Origin of the sequence: Streptomyces sp. NPDC006529, assembly GCF_040611795.1 — a bacterium.
Classification (GTDB): Bacteria; Actinomycetota; Actinomycetes; order Streptomycetales; family Streptomycetaceae; genus Streptomyces.
Window position 1 is genome coordinate 32,292 of record NZ_JBEXPB010000030.1, and the last position, 16,854, is coordinate 49,145.

Sequence of the window (16,854 nt, forward strand, 5' to 3'; positions counted from 1 at the left end):
GGCCGAGTGGTCCGGGTCATCGCACGGTTGACCGGCACTCCGGAGCTCCCTCGTCGTTTACCCGGTAGTACGACGAGCTACGAGCGGAGACCGCATGCCTGCCCGCACCACCCCCGCGCACGCGCCCGACGGGTCCCTGTCCCTGCACCCCGACTGGTTCACGAGCTGCTGGACCCTCGTCCTGCCGCCGCGCCACCAGGCGATGGTGCTCGCCATGCTGTTCGCGACGGCGATGCGCCGGCGGGCGGAGGGGAGCCTCGACGACATCGCCTTCCAGGTCCTCGGCGACCGGGACCGGCAGCGGAAGTACCGCCTCGGCGACGACGGACTGGACTCGCCGCTGCTGTGGCTCGACCAGGAGGGCGTGGAGCTCGCGGAGAGCCCCGAGGAGGCGGCGCGGATCACGGCGGCCGCCGCCGCGCACCGGCAGTGGTTCGAGGAGGCGCTGCGCTCCCTGCCCCACCCCGCGCCCTCGACCGTCCGCGACCTGGCGGCCGTCATGCAACGCCTCGGCCTCGCGCGGGAGTCCGAGGGGCGCTGGTCGGTGCCCGACGAGCTGCCCCGCCCGGACGACGTGCTCCCGCTGCCCGCCGACCTGCTGGAGCGCATCCGGCGGATCCGTCGCCACGACGGCGTCGCACCGGCCGAGCAGGCGCTGCTCGCCCACTTCACCGACACCCTGCGCCGGCCGGAGCGGGTGTCCACCTCGTTGCAGCGGCTGGAGCGGGCCACCGGCCTTCCGGCGGACCGGATCCGGGAAGCCCTCGACCACCTCGCCGACGAGCAGGGCGACCTCGCGATGTACCGGGGCGATCCGCCGGCGCCGGTCGCCGCGCGGAACCTGCCGGCCCACGCCCGCTTCCAGATCGTCGTGGACTGGCGCAGCGTCGCGGAGGACCGCATCCAGGTGGTCCGTGCCTGAACCGCCGCCCGGGGCGCGGCCGTACGGCCGCGCCCGCCTACGGCGTCCCGTCCGGACGGGCGAGCCGGCCCAGCAGGGCGAGGGTGTCGGCCAGCGGGACCGGCCGGAAGAAGCGGGCGTCGGCCTCCTCGACGGCGGCCATCGCCCGCGGGGCCAGTTCGGCGCCGGCGTCCGTGACGCGCAGCCGCTTGGCGCGGGTGTCGTCCGGGTCGACCTCGCGGGCGATCAGGTTCTTCTGCTCCAGCGTGCGCAGCACCTGCGAGGTCATCTTCACGTCGGTGCCCGCCTGCCGGGCCAGGGCCTGCTGGTTGGGGTGCTCGCCCTGGCCGTTCATCCAGTAGGTGCAGGCGAGCAGGACGAACTGGACGTGTGTCAGGCCCAGCGGGGCCAGGGCCGCCGCGATGCCGCGCTGCCAGCGCAGCGTGGTGTGCCAGAGCAGGAATCCGGGGCTCTCGCCGGGCTGCACGGTCATCGGCTCCGGGCGGCGAGGGCGGTGAGCGCGGCCATCGTCTCCGGCCAGTCGGCGGTGATGCCGGGGCCGATCTGCGGGCCGACCTCGTCGGCGCCCGTACCGGTGATCTCCATGCGGTAGACGATACGGGTCCGTCCCCCGGGCAGCGGGGCGAGGGTGTGCGCGGTGCGCAGGACGAGTCCGCCCATGCGGGCCTCGTCGGTGAAGGACGTGCCGGGGACCAGGTCGGTGACGCGCAGTTCGATGGGGGAGTCACCGGGAGGGGTCATCGTGATCCCGGCGCCGACGGCGAAGGGGCCCTCGAAGTCGATCCGCTCTATCTCGCCGTTCCAGGTGCCCCAGTTCGGTACGTCGGCCCACAGCGCCCAGATCGCCTCGGCGGGGGCGTCGGTCTCCACGGCGTGCTCGTAGTCCCACATGGCGGTTCTCCTCGGTCATCGTGCGGGGCTTTTCATCTGTGTACAGACTATCCACGCGCAGACTATCTGTCCAGCAGGGTGCGCGATCGGCGGTACGCGGTGACCTCGTCCGCCGCGCGGCGTTAGACCCCGTAGCGCTGCCACCGAACGAGGGAGAACGCATGCACGCGGCCACCGGCCCGACCGCCCCACCGACCCGCCGTACGGCGCTGCGCACCGTCTTCACGGCCGCCGTGCTCGCCGTCACCGGGGCCGCCCTGACCCCCGTGCTGCGCGCCCGGCGTCCCCGGCAGACGCTGACCCCGGCCCCGCTCACGGAGGAGACGTACCGCGGGCGGCACATCGCCATCGGCCGGGGCGGGATCCGCATCGACGGCCGGCCCCTGCACGTCATGCGCCGCGCCGACGGCAGCTACCTCAGCGGGGTCAACCACTTCGAGTCCTTCGCGACGCCGCTGGAACTGGCCCGGGCGGCGGTCGACGAGCTGGGGACCGCCCGGCTGGCCCTCGCGGCGGGCGCCCCGCACCACGGCTGACGCCCGTCGCGTCCGGACCGTACGGCCGCACCCGACGGGACAAGGGGACAGGGGAGGAAACCCGCGTGTACACCCGGCAGAACCAGAAGAACCTCACCAGCGCGCAGAAGAAGCGGTTCACGGCCGCCGTGCTGGAGCTCAAGCGCAACGGGACCTACGACGCCTTCGTGCGCACCCACGACAAGTACTTCGTGCCGGACCGGGACCGCAAACTCCGGGTCGGTCACATGTCGCCGTCGTTCTTCCCGTGGCACCGCCGCTACCTGCTGGAGTTCGAGAAGCAGCTGCGGACGCTCGACTCCGGCGTCTCCATCCCGTACTGGGACTGGACCACCGACAACAGCCCCGTCTCCTCCCTCTGGGCGGAGGACTTCCTCGGCGGCACCGGCCGGGACGGCGACCGCCAGGTGATGACCGGCCCCTTCGCCCACGCGCGCGGCAACTGGACGGTCACCGTCGGCGTCACCGAGTCCCGCTTCCTGACCCGAAACCTCGGCCGCCCGCAGAACCCCATCAGCCTCCCCACCGCCGCCGAACTGCAGACGGCGCTCGACGACCCGGTCTACGACTCGGACCCCTGGGACTCCACCGCGCGGGCGGGCGGCTTCCGCAACAAGCTGGAGGGCTGGGCCGCGCCCAAGAGCGAGCGCTGGCGCAACCACAACAAGGTCCACCAGTGGGTCGGCGGACACATGACGGGCGGCACGGCCCCCAACGACCCGGTGTTCTGGCTGCACCACGCCTTCGTCGACCTCGTCTGGGACCGCTGGCAGCAGCGCCACCCCACCTCCGGCTACCTGCCGGCGACCCCGCCGCCGCAGTACGACCTCCAGCACGGCCGGGTGATCGCCCTGGACGAGCCGATGCCGCCCTGGGGGGTCACGCCGCGCGAGATGCTCGGGCACGGCGGCCTCTACCGCTACGAGACCTGACGGGCCCGCCGCGCCGGCGGGCGCGGAGCGCGAAAGGAAGGCCCCCGCCGAACGGCGGGGGCCTTCCTCACGGAACAGCGGTCATGCGGTGGGCAGCGGTCAGCCGCCGTAGCCACCCTGGCTGTGGTGGTCGCCGCCGCCCGACGCGTTGACGCAGGTGTTGCCGAACGCCGGGTTCAGCAGGGCGATCACGTTGACGGTGTTGCCGCAGACGTTCACGGGAACGTGGACCGGAACCTGGAGCAGGTTGCCCGAGAGGACACCGGGGGAGCCGACCGCCGCACCGTGCGCTCCGGCATCGGCCGCGGCCAGACCGGCGCCGGCGGCCAGGGCGCTACCGGCGGCAGCGGTGACGACGAGTGCCTTCGCGATACGCGACATCAAGATCTCCTAGTAAGGAACGGGGCGCCGCAGAGTCTGCGGCATTTGACATGGCGTACAACGCCGCGGCCGCCCCGGAGTCACGGCCGCTGCGTCCACCTGGTGGGGTCGGGACTACCCGGACAGCCGTACGGAGGCGAAATAGACGGTTACGGGCGCGCTCGTCCCCGGCAGGACGTAGGCGGCCGGTTCGCCCTTGCAGCCCGGTTCCCGGTACAGCGCGGCCCGCAGCCGGGTCTGGTTCACCACGCCCCGCGAACCGCCGCCCTCCGCCGCGTGGCACCCCGCGCGCGCCGGGAGCGCGTGGGCCTTGTCGTCCTGGCCGATGTACTGGAAGTCCGTGCCGGCGGCCGTGGCCGTGCCCGCGGCTCCCGCCGCCGCGGCCAGCAGCAGCACCGGCCCGATGGCCGCTTGGATGGTGTGGTGGATGCGCATGGAGGTCTCGCCCCTCGGGGAACGTACGGAACGTGTGGAACGGCCGGTGCGGGTGCACCCGTCCGGGGTCCAACCCGCCCGCACCCGCTCCGGGTCACGCCTTGTCACCCGTAGGTGGACGTGCGACCGTGCGCCCAGGAGCGGATACAGGAGGACGCGATGAGCGCATCGGGAGCCCGCCCCAGGGCCACGACCGGGCACGGAGTGCTCGAAGGGCGGTCCGAGGGCCGCGTCTCGGTCTTCCGCGGCATCCCCTACGCCGCCGCGCCCGTCGGCGCCCTGCGCTTCGCCGCGCCCGCGCCCCCGCGCGGCTGGGACGGCGTACGGGACGCGGGGGCGTACGGTCCGACCGCACCCAAAGTGCCCTACCCGCAGCGGTTCGCGGCGCTCCTCGCCGACCCCGACATCCCCGGTGACGACTGCCTCAACCTCAACGTCTGGACGCCCGCCGGTCCCGGGGAGCGGCTGCCCGTCATGGTGTGGCTGCACGGCGGCGCCCTCACCCGCGGATCGGGCGCCGTGCCCGTCTACGACGGCTCCGCCTTCGCCCGCGACGGAGTGGTCCTGGTCACGGCCAACTACCGGCTCGGCGTACTCGGGTACGGCCTCTTCCCCGACGCGCCCGCCAACCGGGGCCTGCTGGACCAGATCGCGGCCCTGGAATGGGTGCGGGACAACATCGCACAATTCGGCGGCGACCCCGGCCGGGTCACGGTCTTCGGGGAATCGGCGGGGGCCATCAGCGCGGGCGCCCTGCTCGCCGCGCCCCGCGCCGCCGGCCTCTTCGCGCAGGCGGTCCTGCAGAGCGGCGCCCCCGAGGTCTTCCCCCGCGACCGGGTCCGGCCGATGGTCCGCCGGATGGCCTCGCTGCTCAAGGTGCCCGCCACCGCCAAGGCCTTCGCCGAGGTGGACCCGGACGCCCTGCTCGCCGCCCAGGCCGCCGTGCTGCGCCGCTCCGGACCGCTGCTCGGCGGCCCCGCCTTCTTCCTCGTCACCGACCCGGACACGCTGCCCGAGGACCCCCTCGACGCGGTCGTGGACGGCCGCGCGGCGCGGAAGATACCCCTGCTGGTGGGCTGGACCGCGCAGGAGCACCGGCTGTGGCTCGCCCCCAGCGGGGCCATGCGGCTCTTCGACCAGCTCGGCCCGCTGGCCGTGGCGCTGGCCCGGCACCGCAGCGGCAAGGACCGGCTCGCCGTGCGGGAGCTGCGCGAGGCGCTGCCCGGGGTGAGCCCGGCGGACCTGGTGGGCCGGCTGCTGACCGACCAGCTGCTGCGCGATCCGCTGCGCCGGCTGGCGGGAGCCGGGCGCGGGGCGCCGAGCTACCTCTACGAGTTCGGCTGGCCCTCCGGCCTGCCCGGGCTCGGTGCCTGCCACGCGCTGGAGCTGGGCTTCGTGTTCGACACCCTCGACGTGCCGGAGAGCGCCTGGCTGACCGGTCCGGACGCGCCGCAGGCGCTCGCCGACGAGATGCACGCGGCCTGGGTGCGCTTCGCGGTGACCGGCAGCCCGGGCTGGCAGCCCTGGGACGGCAGCGGCCCGCCGAGGACGTTCGGCGGGCCGGACCACGAAGGGGAAGGGGGAGGGGCGGTGGCGCGGCGGGGAGCCGCTACTCCACTGGTCCTTCCATGACCTTGCTGATGTACTGGATCGGGCCCTCGCCCATGTTCGGCACGTAGGTCTTGGCGTTGTGCTGGCCGCCCGGGATGACGCGCAGGCTCGTGTGGATCGGGCCCTTGGTGTAGTTCGCGATGAACTTCTGCACGTCCGGCAGGGTCTTCTTGTTGCTCTCGTTGTCACCGACCTGGAAGGCCAGGTAGACGTCCGGGCCCTTCTTCGCGATGAGCTCCTTGGCCAGCAGTTCCGGGTTGTTCGCGGCCTTCTCCTGCTCGTGCCCCTTCCAGAGCAGCGAGTCGGGAACGACGTCCGGGCCGGAGGCGATCACGGCCTTGAACTTCTCCGGGTACTTCAGCACCGCCTTGAGGCCCGCGAAGCCTCCGGTGGAGGAACCCATGAAGGCCCAGCCGTCACGGGACTTGATGGTGCGGAAGTTCTCGCGCATCAGGTCCGGGACGTCGTCGGTGAGCCAGGTGCCCATCTTGGGCTGACCCGGAATGTCGGATCCGTCCCAGTAGGTACCGTTGTCGTCGGGCGCCGGGTTCAGTACGGGCATGGCCAGGATGAAGGGCTTGCCCTTGCCCTCCGCCGACCACTTGCCGATGCTCTTCTGGAGGCCGAGGTCGGTGCCCATCCAGTAGTTGTTCGGGTATCCGGCACCGCCGGGCAGGGCGATCATCACCGGGAAGCCGCTCTTGGCGTACTTCGGGTCGAAGTACTCCTTCGGGGCCCAGACCCAGACCTTGCCCTTGAAGCCGGACTTCTTGCCCGTGATGGTGGTCACGGCCACGTGCGTGCCGTCGTCCAGCGTCATCGAGTTGGCGAACTCGGCCTTGGGGCCCGTCGGCATCAACGCCTTGGCGTTGGGCGCCTGCTGCGTGCCGCCCGCCTGGCCGCCCGCGTCGGGCTTGCCGAAGGACACCGCGGTGCCCTTGTCCGTGAAGGGGGGTATCTCGAAGTACGTCATCGCGCCCGCCGCGACGGCCGCGAGCGCGAGCACGCAAACGCCGCCGATGACCCAGCGCTTGACGCGCGACGGGCGGCGCTCCTCCTGCGCGTCCGGGGCCACGTGGCCGCAGGTCGGGCACAGTTCACCGGGCTGCACGCCGCGGTGGCGGTCCTGGCCCTGCTGCCCCGGGTACGGGCCCTGGCCGGGACCCGGCCCCTGGTACTGCCCCTGGCCCTGCCCGGCGTACTGCTCCTGCCGCGGGAACTGCTGGCGCGGCAGCGGCTGCGTGTGCTGCTGCTGGTAGGGCCCGTCGGATCGCTGCCCCTCCGGCGGGTACGGCTGGTACGGCTGGTACGGCCCGTCGGGCGAATACGACATGTGCGGGGCTCTCCGGCTGTCTGCGGCCCCGCGGCGGCGGGGGTGGTCTTCTTCCGTTCGAAGGATGAACGACAGAGCCCTCAGGTTCCTAATTTTCCATTTTCTTTGTCTCCTCCAGGGCACCTTCTTACCCGGCACCGAGCGTGCAGCGCGCGTTCTCCTTCCGTTGGTCCGCGCTCTCTGGCCCCTGCACATGCCCATCGGTATGGTGCGTCCGCGCCGCCCCCAGAACACCCCCCATCAGCCGGAGGTATCCCCGTGTTCGGCCTGCCCTCGTCACGGCCCCGCCGCACCACCGCCCTCGCGTCCGCGATCGGCCTCACCGCCGCCTTCGCCGCCCTGTGGACCTCGCTCGGCACGGCCCAGCCCGCTCACGCGGCGTCGCTGCCCGCCCCGGACCACGTCGTCGTCGTGGTGTTCGAGAACCACGCCTACAACCAGGTCATCGGCAGCTCCAGCGCCCCCTACATCAACTCGCTCAAGTCGGGCGGTGCCAGCCTGAGCCAGTCGTTCGGCGTCACCCACCCCAGCCAACCCAACTACATGCAGCTCTTCTCGGGCTCCCACCAGGGCGTCACCGACGACAGCTGCTACACCCCCGGCTTCAGCTCCGCCCCCAACCTGGCCTCCGAGCTGATAGCCGCCGGCAAGACCTGGGGCAGCTACAACGAGACCCTCCCCAGCCAGGGCTCCACCACGTGCAGCAGCGGCAAGTACGCCCGCAAGCACAACCCCTGGTTCGCCTTCTCCAACGTGCCCACCAGCACCGCCAAGACCATGGCCCAGTTCCCGACGGACTACACCACCCTGCCCAAGGTCTCCTTCGTCGTCCCGAACCTGTGCAGCGACATGCACGACTGCTCGGTCGGCACCGGTGACACCTGGCTCAAGAACAACCTCAAGGCCTACGCCGACTGGGCCAAGACCCACAACAGCCTCCTCGTCGTCACCTTCGACGAGGACAACCGGCTCGCGGGCAACAAGATCCCGACCGTGCTCTACGGCCAGCCCGTGGTCCCCGGTTCCACCTCCGCCACCACCTACAACCACTACGACGTACTGCGCACCCTGGAGGGCCTGGCGGGCCTGACCACCCACGCCGGGAACGCCGCCACCGCCCATGAGATCACCGGGATCTGGGCCGGCTGACGATGTACGTTGCGGACAGCCGCGGCACCCCCGCGCCCGCCGTGACCAGCGCACCGGCCGTCGCCCCGGGCACCCGCCCGGGGCGGCGCGCCGCGCTCGCCCCCACGGTCCTCGCCCTCGGCACGGTCAGCCTGATCACCGACGTCTCCTCGGAGATGGTCGCGGCCGTCCTGCCCCTCTACCTCGTCGCCGGACTCGGCCTCTCCCCGCTCGGCTTCGGCCTGCTCGACGGCCTCTACAACGGGGTCGGCGCCCTGGTCCGGCTTACCGGCGGCCACCTCGGCGACCGCTTCCACCGCCACAAGCTGCTCGCCGGACTGGGCTACGGCCTCTCCGCGCTCTGCAAGCCGCTGCTCCTCCTCGCGCACACCCTCCCCGCCATCGGCGCGGTCCTCGCGCTCGACCGGACCGGCAAAGGCCTGCGCACCGCCCCGCGCGACGCCCTGATCTCGCTGGCGAGCACCCCCGAGAACCGGGGCCGGGCTTTCGGCGCCCACCGGGCCATGGACACCGCCGGCGCGCTGATCGGTCCGGTGCTCGCCTTCGTGATCCTGCGCGGAGCCGCCGACGGCTACGACGCCGTCTTCACCGTCAGCTCCTGCGTCGCCGCCCTCGGCGTCCTCGTCCTGGTGCTCTTCGTGCCCCGCGGTACGGATGCCCGCGGCACGGACATCCGCGGTACGGACGCGGGCGCCGGGGACACCAAGGCCGCCGCGCGCCCCTCGCTGCGCGCCTCCGTCCACCTGCTGCGCCGCCCCGCGCTGCGCCGGATCGGCCTCTGCGCCCTGCTGCTGGGCCTGTGCACGGTCAGCGACGCCTTCGTCTTCCTGCTGCTCCAGCGCACCACCGGGATCGCCGACCGCTGGTTCGCCCTGCTGCCGCTCGGCACCGCCGCCGCGTTCTTCCTGCTCGCCGTGCCGCTGGGCCGGCTCGCCGACCGGATCGGCCGCCGTCGTGTCTTCCTCGGCGGACACCTGGCCCTGCTGCTGGCCTACGGGCTGCTGCTGGCCGGAGCCGGCGGGGCCGCCCTGCCCTACGCGGTGCTCCTGCTGCACGGCGGGTTCTACGCCGCCACCGACGGCGTCCTGATGGCCGCCGCCGCGGGCACCGTGCCCGAGGAGCACCGCGGCGCGGGACTCGCCCTCGTCCAGACCGGCCAGGCACTCGCCCGCTTCGTCTGCTCCCTCGCCTTCGGCGCCGCCTGGACCGCCTGGGGCGCCCGGCCCGCACTGACCACCGCCGCCGTCCTGCTCGCCCTCGCCACCGCCGTGTGCGCCCGCCTGCGCCCCGACGAGGGACCCGACGCCGGAGCGGACCCCGCCGTCACGGCCCCGCACTGACGCGTCCCCACCCGAAAGGCCCCCACCCATGACCCTCCAGCGCCGGATCCTGATCCTGCTCACCGCCGTGCTCCTCCTCGCGGGGATCGGGGTGGTCTCCGTCGTGCGGGCCTCCTCCCGCGCCGAGGAGAAGAACCGGGAACAGGCCGGTGGCCCGCGGGTCACCCCGGGCCACGTCGCGCTGACCCCCGGCGACGGCGGGCGCCGGATCGTGTTCCGCAACATGGCCTGGGGGCCGCACCGCGACGAACTGGCCACCGTGCCCGCCGGCCGGCCGGACGGCGAACGCACCGCCTCCGGCGTCTCCTGCCTGCGCTTCCACGCCGCGGCGGGCACCGGGATCTGCCTGCGCCAGGTCAAGGGCGGGGTGCAGGACGGCTACACGGCGGTGGTGCTCGACGCGCACCTCAAGGAGGTCTCCAGCCGTCCGCTCGCCGGGATACCGACGCGCGCCCGGGTCTCGCCCGGCGGGCACCTGGTGGCCTGGACGGTCTTCGTCGGCGGGGACTCGTACGCCGGGACCGACTTCTCCACCCGCACCTCGGTCCTCGACCTGCGCACCGGAAGGTACGACGCCTCCCTGGAGGACTTCACGATCCGCAAGGACGGCCGGACCTACCGGGCGGCCGACGTGAACTTCTGGGGCGTGACCTTCGCGGCCGACGAGCGGACCTTCTACGCGACCCTCGCCACCGGCGGCGCGACCCACCTGGTCCGCGGCGACCTCGTGGAGCGCACCCTCACCACGGTCCGCGAGAACGTCGAGTGCCCCTCGCTCTCACCCGACGGCGCCCGGATCGTCTTCAAGAAGCGCGTTGCGGGAGCCCCCGCCGACGCGCCGTGGCGGCTCTACGCCCTGGATCTGGCCTCCGGGGCCGAAACCCCGCTCGCCGAGACCCGGAGCGTCGACGACCAGGCCGTGTGGACGGACGACCACACGGTGGTCTACTCCCTGCCCGGCGACTTCGGCGCCGACCTGTACGCGGTACCGGCCGACGGCAGCGGCGCCCCCGCCCGGCTCATGCCCTCGGCCCTCGCCCCGGCCTTCCTCGGCTGAACGCCGACGAGGAAGGCCGGAGCGGGGGACCGCGGGCCGCTCAGGCCGGGACCAGCGATTCGGCGGCCCGGCGGGAGCGGCGCGGGCGCCGCCCCCGGATCCGCAGCTCGATGACGGAGCGCACGGCCGGCCACTCCTCGTCCAGCACCGAGTAGAAAGCGGTGCTGCGCACCGCTCCGTCCAGCCCCCGGGAATGGGCCCGCCGGACCCCTTCGCAGGTCAGCCCGAGTTTCTCCATGGCGGCGCGGGAGCGGGTGTTGCGGGCGTCGGCGCGCAGTGAGATCCGGCGGACCCCCCAGGTCTCGAAGGCATGGCGGAGCATGAGGAGCTTCGCCTCGGTGTTGATGCCGGTTCCCTGGGCACCCGGCGACAGCCAGGTGTTCCCGATCTCCGCGGCATCGGGGATCGCCGTGGCCGGGTCGCCGTACGGGACTCCCGGCACAGCGGGCCACACCAGGGGGCCCTGCCAGTAGTCGAGCTCCAGGAACCGGGTCGATCCGACCACCCGTCCGTCGGTGGCTCTGACCACCGCGAAGGGGAGCGATCGACCCGCCGCCTGATCGGCGAGGGCGCGGTCGATGTACTCGTGGGACGCCTGCAGCCCGTGGGGCACGGGAGTGAAAGCGTAAGTCGTACGATCCTCGGCCCCGGCCACGGCCAGGGCCTCGGTGTGGCGGGGGGCGAGGGGCTCGAGCCGCACGGTGCGGCCCGCGAGGAGTACGGGTACGGGCACGGAGCCTTCGGTCCTTCTAGGCGGTGGGGTGGTGGCACAGCATGCGCTCGTGACGTCACCCCCCGCGCAAAACGCGAGTGAAAGGCAACGGGCTGTCAGGTGAACGCGAGTGGCTCAATGTAACTCCTCGAAGTCCGCATATGAACCCCCCTTTCGGCAACGGCGCGACACCGATTTCGGACGGCCCGCGCGGCGGTCCCGGAGCACCCGGATTCCGGCTCCGCCGACGCCCCCGGCACCCCAAACCACCGGGGCTGTTGGCGCCGGCAAAAGGCTCACCGGCACTACCGCCACCTGCGGCCTTCGTCCGGCCCGGACGCCTGCTGAAATGGTCGGATGAGGATACGGATCCTGCCGCCGCCGGGCGCGCCGCGCCGCCTGGCCGCCGCCCAGCTGAGCAATTCCGTCGGTGACGGTGCCTACTACGTGTGTTCGGCGCTCTACTTCACCCGAGTGGTCGGTCTGTCGCCCGCGCAGATCGGCCTCGGTCTCACCGTCGCCTGGGCCGTCGGCTCGGTGGCGGGCGTACCCATCGGCGCCCTCGCCGACCGGCGGGGCCCCCGCGGCACCTCGGTGCTGCTGGCCCTGGCCACCGCCGCCGCGGTCGCCTCCTTCCTGCTGATCTCCTCCTTCTGGCCGTTCCTGCTCGCCGCCTGCGTGTACGCGACCGCCCAGTGCGGGCTCGCCGCGGCCCGCCAGGCACTGCTCGCCGGGCTGGTGGCTCCGCAGGAGCGCACCGGGGTCCTGGCCCACCTCCAGTCGATGCTCAACGGCGGCCTGGCACTGGGCGCGGCCATCGGCGGGCTCGCGCTGAGCGCCGACACCGGCCCGGCGTACCGGCTGGTCTTCGTCCTGGACGCGGTGAGCTTCCTGGTCTGCGCCGGGGTGCTGCTGCGGCTGCCCCCGGTGGCACCGCTGCCGGGGCGCGGGGCCGGAGAGCCGCGGCTCGCGGTGCTCCGGGACCGCCCGTACGCGCTGGTCACGCTGCTGAACGCGGTGCTGCTGCTGCGGATGCCGCTGCTGAGCCTCGCCATCCCGCTGTGGATCGTGGAGCGCACGCACGCGCCGGGCTGGCTGGTGTCGGCGCTGTTCGTGCTGAACACCGTGGCCGTGATGCTGTTCCAGGTCCGCATGGCGCGTCCGGTGGGCGATCTGGGCAGCGCGCGGACCGCCGTGCGGAACTCGGGTCTGGTGATGGCCGCCTCCTGCGTCGCCTTCGCGCTCTCGGCGCTGCCCGCCGGTGCCTGGGCGGCGGCCGCCCTGCTCGTCCTCGGCGCGGTGCTCCAGGTGCACGCCGAGATGCGCCAGTCCGCCGGGTCCTGGCAGATCAGCTTCTCGCTGGCCCCGCCCGAGCGGATCGGCCAGTACCAGGGCTTCTTCGGCACCGGGGTGCCGGTGGCGCGGACCCTGGGGCCGCTGCTGCTGACCTCGCTGCTCCTGCTGTGGGGGATCCCGGGCTGGCTGCTGCTGGGCGCGGTGCTGCTGGCGGCCTCCTGGGCGATGGGCCCGGCGGTGCGCTGGGCGTCGGCCTCCGCCGAGCGGGCCGGCGCGGGCGCGCCCGCCGTCGTACGGGCCGCGTCCACGAGCTGACGCGAGTGCCGCGTCGCGGGCCCGCGGAACCGGTAGCGTCGCCGGTCTTGCCCCCGAGAGCAGCGGAGCACACATGACGTCCGGATCCCGCATCACCTTCCTGGAGGGCCAGGCCGGCCAGGGAGCCGCGCTGGAGCGCATCGCCGACCGCGTCCGCACCCGGCTGGCGGGCCCCGGAACGACCGCCCTGCGCACCGCCCGCCGCCCGCTGTTCACCGGCATCGGCGCCTCCTACGCGGCCCTCGCCGCCCCGGTGCGGCAGCTGCGCGCGTCCGGAGTGGTCACCCAGCGGGTGCTCGCCAGCGAGATCGAGCGCGGCACCACCGGATTCGACACCGACTGCCTGATCGCCGTCTCCCAGGGCGGCCGCAGCTGCGAGACCGTCGCGGCCCTGCGCAGCGCGGCCCCCGGCATCACGCGGACAGCGCTGCTGAACGTCGCCGCCTCGCCGCTGGGCACCCTCGCCGACCTCACCGTCGACCTCGGCAACGAGCCCGACTCCTACGCCTCCACCATCGGCTACACCGGCACGGTCGTGGCCCTCGACCTGGTCGCGGGAGCGATCGCAGGGCGCCCCGCGGCCGACGACCCCTGGCACCGGATCGCCGAGCGGAGCGCCGCCGTCCACGGGCAGGCCGCCGAGGTCATCGCGGGGCTGCGGGAGCGCGGCGCCCGCTGCGTCGCCGCCGACGCGGTGGCCGCCGGGGCCTCCCGGGCCTCCGCCGAGGAAGGCGCGCTCCTGCTGCGCGAGGTCGTACGGATGACGGCGGCCGCGTCGGCCACCCGCAACTACCTGCACGGCGGGATGGAGTCGGCGGGCAACACCCTGCACCTCGTCTTCGGGGACGGACGCGAGATCGAACTGGCCCGCACCCTGGCCGGGGCCGGCCACCTGACCCTGCTGGTCACCACCGCGGAGGCCGCGGAGGCCGCGGAGGCGGCCGTCGTCCGGCTGCCGCGGTGCGCGGACGCTGCCCGGGTGGTCCTGGAGACCGTGGTCGTCCAGGAACTGGTGGCCCAGCTCAGCGCGGAACGCGGCCTGCCGATCGAGTCCTTCGTCTTCGCGAACGACGACACCAAGGAAGGCGGGCTGGACGGGGCCCAATTCGGCGGGGCCGCCCGCTCCCCGGTGCGCTGAGCAGGTCCCCCTGCCCGGGCGAAACGGGGCGGACGGAGGCCGGTGACCCCGCTCCCGGGCGCCGTCCCGGGCCTGCGATCATCGGGCCATGGACCTGGACGACGTACTGCGGCGGCTGGCCTCCGTCGGGCCGTTCTTCACCGCACCGTCCGCCGCGGAGCCGCCCGGGCCGGGGTTCCGGCCGCTGTCGCAGCTGTACGGCGAGCGGCTCGGGGAGTACGTCGGTGAGGTGGGCCGCCGCATGGGCACCGGCCCCGGCCGGGTGGCCGCCTCCACCGCGCAGCTCGGCATCGCCTCCCGGCTGTGGTCCCTCGGGCTCGGCTGCGCGGCGCTGACCGGGCGGGTGCCGGACCTGGCCCCCGACCGGGTGTGGTGGCGACTGCCGGAGGCGGGGTCGCTGGAGCTGTGGCTGCCCCGTCCGGCGGACCTGCCGGGGGAGGAGCTCGGGGCCACGGTGCTCGGGAACCTCGCCGTTCTGGACGCGGGGCTCCGCTCCCGCTTCGCGCTCTCGCCTCAGGTGCTGCGCGGCAATGCCGCCTCCGGCCTGGTCGGGGCCCTGCGGGTGCTGATCGACCGGGTTCCGGCGGGCGGCGCCGTGGCCCTGGCCGCGGCGCTGCTGGCCGACGGCGGGCCGCTGGGCCGCACCGGCACCTTCGTGCACGAGGAGGGCCTCGGCGTGGCCTTCGTACGGCGCAGCTGCTGCCTCTACTACAAGGCGCCCGGCGGCGGTCTGTGCGGAGACTGCGTGCTGCGCACCAGGTAGGGGGCGAAACGAACGGGGCCACCGGGGAGCGGTCGCGCTGCTCCCCGATGGCCCCGACGACGGGCCGGACCCCTAGAAGGTGAGGTTCCAGGCGTCGATCTTGCCGGTATCGGCGTTGGCGTTGTCGTTCACACGGAGCTTCCAGACGCCGCCCGCGACCTCCGGGGAGGCGTCCACGGTGAAGGTCTGGATGATGTTGTCCGTGCCGCCGCCCGCCCGGTTGGACAGGGTGTAGACGCTTCCGTCGGGTGCGACCAGGTCGACCTTCAGGTCACCGATGTAGGTGTGCTTGATGTCCACGCCCACCTTGAGGGTGGCCGGCGCGTTGCCGCTCACCCCGCTGACGGTGATCGGGCTCTCCACGGTCGCGTTGTCGTTGATCGCGAAGTCCGCGGTGTTCTCGAAGTACTTGCCGGTCGGCGGAGTGGAGCCGCCGACCGCCTTCAGCGCGTCGACCTGGCCCTCGCCGAAGAAGGCGTTGTTGGCGGTGGTCCCGGTGCAGCGGCTGTCGGAGGGGCAGGGCACGTCGTTGGCCTGGGTGGCCAGCTTGTCGCGCAACTGGGCCGGCGTGATGCCCGGGTTGGCGCTCGCGAGGAGTGCGGCGACGCCCACGACGTGCGGAGTGGCCATCGACGTACCGCTCTTGGTGCCGTACTTGCCGCCCGGCAGGGTGGAGTAGACGTCGCTGCCCGGGGCCGCGACGTCGATGACGCCCGCGCCGAAGTTGGAGAACGAGGCCTTCGTGGTGCCCGTGCCGTTCGCCGCGACCGTGACCACGCCAGGGAGTTCGGTCGGGATGTCGAGGCAGGCGTTGGTGATGGTCCGGGTGGTCGGCGTCGAGTCGTTCGGGCTCGCCGAGTCCGTGGTCTTGTGGGCGAGGTCGTAGTTCTCGTTGCCCGCCGCGGCGACCTGGAGCGAGCCCTTGCCCTCGGCGTACTCCTGGGCGCGCTTGACGCCCTCGATGATGGCGGCCTGGTCGATGTTGTCGGGGCAGTTGAACTGCCACGGGTCCGTGTAGTAGCTGTTGTTGGTGACCTTGAAGCCGTGGTCACCGGCCCAGACGAAGCCGCAGATGGTGTTCTCGGCGAAGAAGAACGAGTTGCCCGGCTCGGCGACGCGGACCGCGGAGATCTTCACACCGGGTGCCACGCCGACGACGCCCTTGCCGTTCTTGGCGGCGGCGATGGTGCCCGCGACGTGCGTGCCGTGGGTGTCCACGTCACGCCAGGCGCCGGCGCGGGTGTCCGGCTTGCCGTAGGCGCAGGAGACGGAGTCGGCCGCGTTGAAGTTCGGCGCCAGGTCCTGGTGCTGGTCGTCCACACCGGTGTCCAGGATGCCGACCTTCACGGAGGCCGAACCGGGGTTGACGGCCCAGGCCTGGTCCGCCTTGATCTGGCTCATGTCCGCGCGGACGGGCTCGCCGGTGCCGGTCGCCGACTGCGCCGGGTTGGCGGGCAGGGCCGGGTTGTAGGCGTCGGCCGGAACGTCCGAGGTCCGGGTGGCGCCGACCTTCTGGACGCCGCTGACCCCGCGCATCGTGGACGCGAAGGAGGCGGACGCCGAGTGGGCCACGATCACGCCGATGGCGTCGAAGTTCGAGAACACCGTGCCGCCGTTGGCCGCCACGGCCGAGCGGACGGCCGAGCTGTCACCGGGAGCGGTGATCACGAGGTAGGCACGGGTGCCGGCAGCCCAGGTCGCACTCTGGGAAGCCGGGGCCGCGGCCCGGGGAGCCGGGGCGGGGGCCCCGGACGAGGTCACGGGAGCCGTGCCGGCGAGCGCGGCGGGGGCTCCGAAGGTCAGTGCGGCGCCGAGGGCGGCGGCCAGCACGAGGGTACGTCGAGGTCGGCTGGATATGTGGGGTATCAATGCGTCCTCCGAAGGGCCCGGTGGTGCTGGTGGTACCTACCGGGCCGTACGAAACGAGTGGTGGACGCAAGATGTCAGACGCGTGCCCCTCTGCGGAAGTACCTTTCACCGCACGCCGGTTCTCGGATGGGTGGCTGAAAATCGCCTATCAGCCCGGGGTGTCGGCGCCGACCG

At 73.3% G+C, this 16,854-nt stretch carries 17 protein-coding genes; 10 read left to right on the plus strand and 7 right to left on the minus strand.

Annotated features, from left to right (window positions below):
• The first annotated feature begins 94 nt into the window (after positions 1-94).
• A complete protein-coding gene (locus tag ABZY31_RS20875; protein WP_356412495.1) occupies positions 95-922 on the plus strand; it encodes a DUF6042 family protein in 828 nt (275 codons plus the stop codon).
• A 37-nt stretch (positions 923-959) separates the two neighbouring features.
• Here the strand turns inward: ABZY31_RS20875 and ABZY31_RS20880 are convergent, their stop codons facing one another.
• Both ABZY31_RS20880 and ABZY31_RS20885 read right to left on the minus strand, forming a co-directional pair.
• Positions 960-1,394 carry a MarR family transcriptional regulator gene (locus ABZY31_RS20880; protein ID WP_356412496.1) on the minus strand — a complete coding sequence of 145 codons (435 nt, stop codon included), beginning with the start codon at positions 1,392-1,394 and terminating at the stop codon, positions 960-962.
• On the minus strand, positions 1,391-1,813 hold the full coding sequence (locus ABZY31_RS20885) for an SRPBCC family protein (RefSeq protein WP_356412498.1): 423 nt from the start codon (positions 1,811-1,813) through the stop codon (positions 1,391-1,393). The genes ABZY31_RS20880 and ABZY31_RS20885 overlap by 4 nt, the downstream gene beginning before the upstream one ends.
• A 161-nt stretch (positions 1,814-1,974) precedes the next feature.
• Here ABZY31_RS20885 and ABZY31_RS20890 point away from each other — a divergent pair, with 161 nt between their 5' ends.
• Both ABZY31_RS20890 and ABZY31_RS20895 read left to right on the plus strand, forming a co-directional pair.
• Positions 1,975-2,349 (plus strand): tyrosinase family oxidase copper chaperone, encoded by a 375-nt coding sequence (locus ABZY31_RS20890; RefSeq protein WP_356412500.1) that lies wholly within the window; start codon positions 1,975-1,977, stop codon positions 2,347-2,349.
• Between the two features lie 65 nt (positions 2,350-2,414).
• Positions 2,415-3,281 carry a tyrosinase family protein gene (locus ABZY31_RS20895; protein WP_356412502.1) on the plus strand — a complete coding sequence of 289 codons (867 nt, stop codon included), beginning with the start codon at positions 2,415-2,417 and terminating at the stop codon, positions 3,279-3,281.
• A gap of 99 nt (positions 3,282-3,380) precedes the next feature.
• Here the strand turns inward: ABZY31_RS20895 and ABZY31_RS20900 are convergent, their stop codons facing one another.
• On the minus strand, positions 3,381-3,662 hold the full coding sequence (locus ABZY31_RS20900) for a chaplin (RefSeq protein WP_356412504.1): 282 nt from the start codon (positions 3,660-3,662) through the stop codon (positions 3,381-3,383).
• 114 nt (positions 3,663-3,776) lie between these two features.
• On the minus strand, positions 3,777-4,097 hold the full coding sequence (locus tag ABZY31_RS20905; protein ID WP_356412506.1) for a hypothetical protein: 321 nt from the start codon (positions 4,095-4,097) through the stop codon (positions 3,777-3,779).
• Between the two features lie 159 nt (positions 4,098-4,256).
• On the opposite strand from ABZY31_RS20905, the gene ABZY31_RS20910 reads away from it, so the two are divergent.
• On the plus strand, positions 4,257-5,729 hold the full coding sequence (locus tag ABZY31_RS20910) for a carboxylesterase family protein (protein WP_356412507.1): 1,473 nt from the start codon (positions 4,257-4,259) through the stop codon (positions 5,727-5,729).
• On the opposite strand, the gene ABZY31_RS20915 is transcribed toward ABZY31_RS20910, so the two are convergent.
• Positions 5,707-7,041: an alpha/beta hydrolase-fold protein gene (locus tag ABZY31_RS20915; RefSeq protein WP_356412509.1), complete on the minus strand. Its 1,335-nt coding sequence runs from the start codon at positions 7,039-7,041 to the stop codon at positions 5,707-5,709. The genes ABZY31_RS20910 and ABZY31_RS20915 overlap by 23 nt on opposite strands.
• A 258-nt stretch (positions 7,042-7,299) precedes the next feature.
• Here ABZY31_RS20915 and ABZY31_RS20920 point away from each other — a divergent pair, with 258 nt between their 5' ends.
• From ABZY31_RS20920 to ABZY31_RS20930, 3 genes are read left to right on the plus strand one after another with little or no spacing between them, the layout of a single operon-like run.
• On the plus strand, positions 7,300-8,190 hold the full coding sequence (locus tag ABZY31_RS20920; protein WP_356412511.1) for an alkaline phosphatase family protein: 891 nt from the start codon (positions 7,300-7,302) through the stop codon (positions 8,188-8,190).
• Positions 8,191-8,192: 2 nt separating this feature from the next.
• Positions 8,193-9,530 (plus strand): MFS transporter, encoded by a 1,338-nt coding sequence (locus tag ABZY31_RS20925; protein ID WP_356412513.1) that lies wholly within the window; start codon positions 8,193-8,195, stop codon positions 9,528-9,530.
• A 28-nt stretch (positions 9,531-9,558) separates the two neighbouring features.
• The gene (locus ABZY31_RS20930; protein WP_356412515.1) at positions 9,559-10,587 is read left to right on the plus strand and encodes a TolB-like translocation protein; all 1,029 of its coding nucleotides are present in this window, start codon (positions 9,559-9,561) and stop codon (positions 10,585-10,587) included.
• Positions 10,588-10,627: 40 nt separating this feature from the next.
• On the opposite strand, the gene ABZY31_RS20935 is transcribed toward ABZY31_RS20930, so the two are convergent.
• Positions 10,628-11,320 carry a GNAT family protein gene (locus ABZY31_RS20935; RefSeq protein ID WP_356412517.1) on the minus strand — a complete coding sequence of 231 codons (693 nt, stop codon included), beginning with the start codon at positions 11,318-11,320 and terminating at the stop codon, positions 10,628-10,630.
• A gap of 336 nt (positions 11,321-11,656) precedes the next feature.
• Between ABZY31_RS20935 and ABZY31_RS20940 the strand changes: the two genes are divergently transcribed.
• The 3 genes from ABZY31_RS20940 to ABZY31_RS20950 all read left to right on the plus strand — a co-directional run bounded on the left by ABZY31_RS20940 (position 11,657) and on the right by ABZY31_RS20950 (position 14,811).
• Positions 11,657-12,910, plus strand: coding sequence for an MFS transporter (locus ABZY31_RS20940; protein WP_356412519.1), 1,254 nt, complete (start codon positions 11,657-11,659; stop codon positions 12,908-12,910).
• 73 nt (positions 12,911-12,983) lie between these two features.
• Positions 12,984-14,048, plus strand: coding sequence for an SIS domain-containing protein (locus ABZY31_RS20945; RefSeq protein WP_356412521.1), 1,065 nt, complete (start codon positions 12,984-12,986; stop codon positions 14,046-14,048).
• Positions 14,049-14,136: 88 nt separating this feature from the next.
• On the plus strand, positions 14,137-14,811 hold the full coding sequence (locus ABZY31_RS20950; RefSeq protein ID WP_356412523.1) for a (2Fe-2S)-binding protein: 675 nt from the start codon (positions 14,137-14,139) through the stop codon (positions 14,809-14,811).
• A 72-nt stretch (positions 14,812-14,883) separates the two neighbouring features.
• Here ABZY31_RS20950 and ABZY31_RS20955 read toward each other — a convergent pair whose 3' ends face one another.
• Complete coding sequence (locus ABZY31_RS20955; RefSeq protein WP_356412525.1) at positions 14,884-16,641, minus strand: S8 family serine peptidase; 1,758 nt, start codon at positions 16,639-16,641, stop codon at positions 14,884-14,886.
• Positions 16,642-16,854: the final 213 nt, after the last annotated feature.